At 64.7% G+C, this 6,014-nt stretch carries 6 protein-coding genes and 1 pseudogene; all 7 read right to left on the bottom strand.

The genetic code is table 11. From position 1 onward, the window contains the following. Positions 1-302: 302 nt before the first annotated feature. Positions 303-773, bottom strand: coding sequence for a GyrI-like domain-containing protein (locus H0W47_RS18070; RefSeq protein WP_296926924.1), 471 nt, complete (start codon positions 771-773; stop codon positions 303-305). Positions 774-846: 73 nt separating this feature from the next. Beyond that, a complete protein-coding gene (locus H0W47_RS18075) occupies positions 847-1,218 on the bottom strand; it encodes a VOC family protein (RefSeq protein ID WP_296926925.1) in 372 nt (123 codons plus the stop codon). 62 nt (positions 1,219-1,280) lie between these two features. Then, positions 1,281-2,528: a glycolate oxidase subunit GlcF gene (gene glcF / locus H0W47_RS18080; RefSeq protein WP_296926927.1), complete on the bottom strand. Its 1,248-nt coding sequence runs from the start codon at positions 2,526-2,528 to the stop codon at positions 1,281-1,283. Further along, positions 2,528-3,625: a glycolate oxidase subunit GlcE gene (gene glcE / locus H0W47_RS18085; RefSeq protein WP_296926929.1), complete on the bottom strand. Its 1,098-nt coding sequence runs from the start codon at positions 3,623-3,625 to the stop codon at positions 2,528-2,530. Before glcE ends, glcF begins: the two co-directional genes overlap by 1 nt. 81 nt (positions 3,626-3,706) lie before the next feature. Then, the gene (locus H0W47_RS18090; RefSeq protein WP_367265430.1) at positions 3,707-4,624 is read right to left on the bottom strand and encodes an SMP-30/gluconolactonase/LRE family protein; all 918 of its coding nucleotides are present in this window, start codon (positions 4,622-4,624) and stop codon (positions 3,707-3,709) included. After that, positions 4,621-5,490: an aldose 1-epimerase gene (locus tag H0W47_RS18095; RefSeq protein ID WP_296926931.1), complete on the bottom strand. Its 870-nt coding sequence runs from the start codon at positions 5,488-5,490 to the stop codon at positions 4,621-4,623. The genes H0W47_RS18090 and H0W47_RS18095 overlap by 4 nt, the downstream gene beginning before the upstream one ends. Before the next feature lie 387 nt (positions 5,491-5,877). Next, positions 5,878-6,014: pseudogene (locus tag H0W47_RS18100) on the bottom strand (ammonia channel protein); the annotation flags it as partial.

Raw genomic sequence — 6,014 nt, forward strand, 5'->3', positions numbered from 1 at the left:
CCTAAATTGGCCAAAACCCATCCAGTACCCAGACAATTCGACGAACGACACGCATCGGCCGCTGCGCGCCCCAAATCATGTGCTCATCGGACTACTGGTGAAATATCCGGGCTAGCTGGAACAGGCGATCGGCGCGGCGCATGGGTGCAGTGTTATTCAGGCTTGAAGCCCATTATCCACGGGCGCCAACAGCTATCAAAAAAATAGCATGCCGGAAGCCGGTCAAGCCAGCCGGCGCAGCGGGCGAGACGCTCCCGTCCCGTCTTGGGTGCAGCCCGTTCGAAGCCTTTTCTGCCTTGGTCTCAGACCTTGATGCCAATGTGAATGGCAGCTTCGTCGGGCCCCTGGTAAGCCTCGAAATCCGTGCCATAGCTGCGTTGTATCTCGGGATGGGTCTGGAAAAATTCCCAGATCGCACCCCAGGTTTGCACCACCACCTGCGGCATGGCTCCCTTGGCCGTGAAGACCAGGTACGCGCCGGGCTGGATCTCCACCGTGTGCCATGCGGCGCCGGCGGTGGGCGCAGATACAGCGGCTCCGACGGTCACGTCGAAGGCGCCGGTGTAGTCGGTTTCGTAGGCGGAATAAACCCCGTACATGCGTGGGTCCGGCAGCCGGCCGGGGATTTCTTCGAAGAGTCCTTCGGCAAAAAAACGGCCCCAGTGCCCGGCCAGCCGGGCGGTGTGGGGGTCCTGCTCGTCCCGGTTGCTGGTGCGAACCATGATGCCGGACACCAGAAAGGCGGCGGCCACGGTCTGGCGAGTGGGTTGCATAAAAAACTCCTTGGATAAATGAAGATCCCTGACGCTGCACCCCGTCAAACGGGAGACGGCCAGGCTATGGGGCTCAGTTGAGGGCGTGCAAGCCCACCCGGTTGCCGTCCAGGTCGGTGATGTGCGCGAAAAAACCCATGCCGGGTGGCAGGGCCTGCCGGCCTAGCGCGACCGTCCCGCCAGCTTTGGTGGCACGCATCAGCGCTGCGTCCAGTGAGGGAGAAGCGTCGAGGTAGATCAGTGTGCCGTTGGCGCTGGGCACAGGCGCCGTGGGACCGACAATCAGGCAGCCACCGACGCCGTCGCCCTCATGAGGAAACACAGCGCCCTCGGAGGGACCCATGGGCTCACGGCGCAGCTTGCAGTTCAGCGCTGCTTCGTAAAAGGCCTGGGCGCGGTCTAGTTGCGTGCTGGGAATTTCAAACCAGCTGATTGCATTTTTCATCAAGAAATCCTGTTGTGTTGAAGAAGCCTTGATGATGCGGACCTGCTACTGACAGCGTGGTGTCAGTAGTCTTGGCGGGAACTCGCGCTCAAGGCTTCATCGAGCATTTCCACCCAATGCCTGACCGGCGTGGCGGTGCCGCTTTGCAGATGCGTGATGCAGCCGATGTTGGCCGAGACGATGACTTCGGGTGCCATGTCCTGCAGGTGGCCCAGCTTGCGGTCGCGCAGCTGGTAGGCAATCTCCGGCTGCAATACGGAATAGGTGCCGGCGGAGCCGCAGCACAAATGCGGCTCGCACCCCGTCAGCTTGACGTTGAAACCCAGCGCGCCCAGGTGCTTTTCAACACCACCGCGCAATTGCTGGCCGTGTTGCAGGGTGCACGGGGGGTGAAATGCAAGGGTGCCGCTAGTGGCTGTCGAGGGAATTTTTTCGCGTAACACCTCGACCAACTCGGGCAACAGCTCGCTCAGGTCGCGTGTCAGCGCGCTGATCCTTGCCGCCTTGGCCGCGTAGGCCGGGTCGTCCTGAAGAATGTAGCCGTACTCCTTGACGGTGACGCCACAACCCGAGGCGTTCATGACAATCGCTTGCACACCGGCTTCCACATGCGGCCACCACGCGTCGATATTGCGGCGCATCTCGGCCTTGCCGCCGTCCTGGTCGTTGAGGTGAAACTTTACAGCGCCGCAGCAACCCGCCTTGCTTGCCACAACGGTCTGAATACCGGCGGCGTCGAGCACGCGCGCTGTGGCGGTGTTGATGTTGGGCATCATGGCGGGTTGCACACAGCCGGCGAGCATCAGCATCTTGCGCGGGTGTTCGCGCTGCGGCCAGCGCCCTGCAGATTGAGGCGCCGGCACCTTGGCTTTCAGCGCCGCAGGCAACAGGCCGCGCAGGGCCTGGCCGACTTTCATGGCCGGTGCAAACAGCGGTGAGGGCAAGCCCTCCTTGAGGGCCCAGCGCACCGTGCTTTCGATGGCGGGCCGCGCCACACGCTCATCGACCAGCTTGCGGCCAATGTCCACCAGGTGGCCGTATTGCACGCCGCTGGGACAAGTGGTTTCGCAATTGCGGCAGGTGAGGCACCGGTCCAGGTGCATCTGGGTGTTGCGCGTCGGCACCTCACCCTCGAGCACCTGCTTGATCAGGTAGATGCGCCCGCGCGGGCCGTCGAGCTCGTCGCCCAGCAACTGGTAGGTCGGGCAGGTCGCGGTGCAGAAGCCGCAGTGCACACACTTACGCAGAATGGCCTCGGCAGCCAGGCCGTCGGGCGTTCCCTGGAACTCGGGAGAAAGATTGGTTTGCATCAGAAGTCGGGGTACATGCGGCCAAGGTTAAAAATGCCGGCTGGGTCAAACTCATTTTTCAACTGACAGTGGATCCGGTCCAGCGGCGGTTTTAATGCGTCAAATCGACCTCCAGCCCCCGTCAATCGGGCGCCATCAGCTATAAAAAGCGTAGCATTTCCATCCACAGCAGCAGCCGCTGCACGCAGTCCTTCAGCGTCTTCAGGCGCGGCGCGCACCCAGCGCAGGCCGCCATGCCACTCGACCAGCGGCGGCTCGGGCAATTCCAGCACGGGCGCGGTCTGCGGCACCGACAGACGCCACAGGTCACGCGTGCCACGCGCCTGGAACCAGGGCAGTTGCTGGTCACGACACAAGGTCCAGTCCGGCGCGGCGTCTGCGTTGTCCTGGCGTTCGCCGCCCAGCGACTTGCAGGCGGCTTCCACGGCGGCCACCGCACCGCGCAGGCGCAGATTGAGTGTGGGCGTGTTCCCGTCGTCAACCCAGCAGCTGGCGTTGAGCGGCAGCGGCTGACCGCCCCAGCGATTCAGCTGTGCCAGCGCCTCGGCCTGGTCCATCGCGAATTTCAATGTGGCTTCGGCGGGCGCCAGCGGCAGCACCTTGAGGCTGACTGCGGTGATCAGGCCCAGCGTGCCCATGGCGCCGCACATCAGGCGCGAGACGTCGTAACCGGCAACGTTTTTTATGACCTGGCCGCCGAAGGTCAATAGCTCGGCCCGGCCGTTGAGCAGGGTCACACCGAGCACGTAGTCGCGCACCGCGCCGACGCTGGCGCGCGCCGGGCCGCTCAGGCCGGACGCCACCATGCCGCCGACGGTGGCGCCCCCTTCAAAATGCGGCGGCTCGAACGGCAGGCACTGGCCGCGTTCGGACAGCACGGCTTCAAGCTCCGCCAGCGGGGTGCCGGCGCGCACCGTGACCACCAGCTCGCTGGGCTCGTAACTGGTGATGCCGCTCAATGGCCGGGTGTCCAGCATCTCGCCCGCAGCCGGTTCACCGTAAAAATCCTTGCTGCCGCCACCGCGTATGCGCAGGGCAGAGCCGGCTGCGGCGGCGGTGCGGACCTGCTCGGTGATCAATAGAAGCGCTGAATCCATGGCGGTGATGGTAAGTCGGCTGCTTGCCGGCCGGTTTGATTTTTTTGAACGGCCGGTGTTCGGTTTTTTACGCCGTCACGGTCAGGCGGAAAAGAAGTTGACCGGCAGTCCTGGCACATCCACACGCCGCGACAACACGGCACCGGACAGTGGCATAGCCGCCAACTCGGCGGCCGTGCGGCCATGGCTGGCGCTGGTCAGGTACAGCGTTTGCAGGTCGTCGCCGCCAAAACACACCATGGTCGGACACGCCATCGGAGTGGCGATCTCGTCCAGCAGTTCACCGGCCGGCGATAGCTTGAGCACGCGGGCACCTTCGAACATCGCCACCCAGTAGTTGCCCTGGCGGTCCACCGCCGCGCCGTCGGGTCGCCCCCCATACTCCGGCGAGCCGGGTTGCCAGCCCGCTGGCTTGAGGGGAAACTGCTTGAACACACGCGGGTTGGTCAGAGTGTTGCCGGCAGCGTCCCAGTCCCAGGCGCGGATCAGATGCGCGGTGGTGTCCGACCAGTAGAGGGTGCCGCCGTCGGCGGACCAGGCCAGGCCGTTGCCCACGGTGGCGTCGCCGGTCATGCGGACCAGCGCTCCGTCCTGCAGGCAAAGCAGCGCTGCGTTGCGCGCATCGCGCGGCTCGTAAATCGTGCTGGCCCAGAAGCGGCCCAGCGGGTCGCATTTGCCGTCGTTGAAGCGGGTGGTCGCCGTGTTGTGCCCGGCAGCAGCCAGTTGTTCCAGCGCGCCGCCCCAGCTGCGCGCGCGGTAGATACCATCGCGCAGCGCAATCACCAGCCCACCGCCTGCCGCCGGTGCGATGCAGCCGGGCTCCAGATCATGCGGCGCGGCCATGCGCCAGCTGTCGACCGTCGCCATGAAGACGTTGCAGCGATGGATGGTTTTTGCCGGAATGTCTACCCAGTACAGCAGCTGCTCCTGCGGGTGCCAGAACGGCGATTCGCCGACCTCGCTGGGCGCTGCCGAGACCACCTGCCAGCCAGCCGTCACGATGCGCGCTCCACCTGAATGCTCATCCGCGCGCTCATCGATTCGCCGGGCGCCAGCACCTCGATGCCCAGATCCTCCGCGCGGCCGGTGCCGGCCTGCAGCAGATTGACAGCGTTGTTGACATGGCTGACCGGCTCGATCGCCACAAAGTCACGGGTGGCGTTGGTGAAGACCACCAGCCGGCTCAGGCTGGAGGTGATCCGGGTGTGCAGAAACTCATCGCGCAAGCTGACACTGCCGCCCCAGCCGTCAAAACAATGGTCCACGTCGAGGCCGACGCAGTCGGTGTCCAGGCCACCCGAGGGCTCGCGGTGGGTAGGTAATTTTTCACCGCTCATCTCCCAGCGCCCGCTGGCTTCGAACGCGACATGGCTGCCTGCACGCTTGACGAAGTAGGGGTGCCAACCGAGCCCGGCCGGTGCCGGCACGGCCGACTGGTTGGTCATGCTGAGCGTCAGTTCCAGCGCATTGCCGCGCAGGCAGAAGGTCTGCGACGCGTCGAAGGCGAATGGCCAGGCTGCGTCGGCGCGGTGTTCGCAGGCCAGCATCAACAGTGCCCCGTCCTGCTCCAGCACCGTCCAGGGCCGCTGCCAGCCGATGCCATGGATGGCATGCGGCTCGGGGCCGTTGTTCTGTACCAGCGGATGGCTGGTGCCCTGCCACTTGAGCGTGGCGTGACCGATGCGGTTGGAAAACGGCACCAGTGGGTAACTTCCCGACAGACGGACAGTGGCGAGTTCAACAGCAGGCGTCGAACGCAACACGGGAACATCGTCGAACCACAGGCCGGCAATACAGCCGCCCAGCTCGGGTTTGATCTCGCAACGCAGTCCGCCCTCTGTGAGGGTGATGGAATCGTTCTTCATGGCTTCTCCTGCTGCCATTGTGCAGTGCAAATTGGCCCCCACGTTCGCTCTCTGCGCGTAGCTCTCTGCCCCCCGAGGGGGCCGCTGCGCCTGCGGACCGGCAAAGCCGGACCCGCGGCCCCTGCTTGAGAAGACAAGAGCCCCCACGTTCGCTCGCTGCGCGTAGCTCTCTGCCCCCCAAGGGGGCGCTGCGCCTGCGGACCGGCAGAGCCGGACCCGCGGCCCCTTCTCGCGAAGAAGAGACCTCGCCGCACCCTCTTCCGACGCCGACACGCAAAAAAAATGGCCCGCCGAAACCGAAGTTCTTGCGGGCCGAACATCCAAGGGAGACTCTCGGTTTTTTAGATCCTGCCGCAGCTGCGGGGCAGCTGCGGCATGTACCGTGTATTAACGGCTGTAGGCAGTTTCGCCGTGGGAGGTGATGTCGAGGCCTTCGCGCTCGTCTTCCTCGCTGACACGCAGGCCGATGGTCAGGTCCACGATCTTGTAGGCGATGAAGGACACCACACCGGACCAGACCACCG

This window comes from Polaromonas sp. (assembly GCF_013817205.1).
GTDB lineage: Bacteria > Pseudomonadota > Gammaproteobacteria > Burkholderiales > Burkholderiaceae_C > Polaromonas.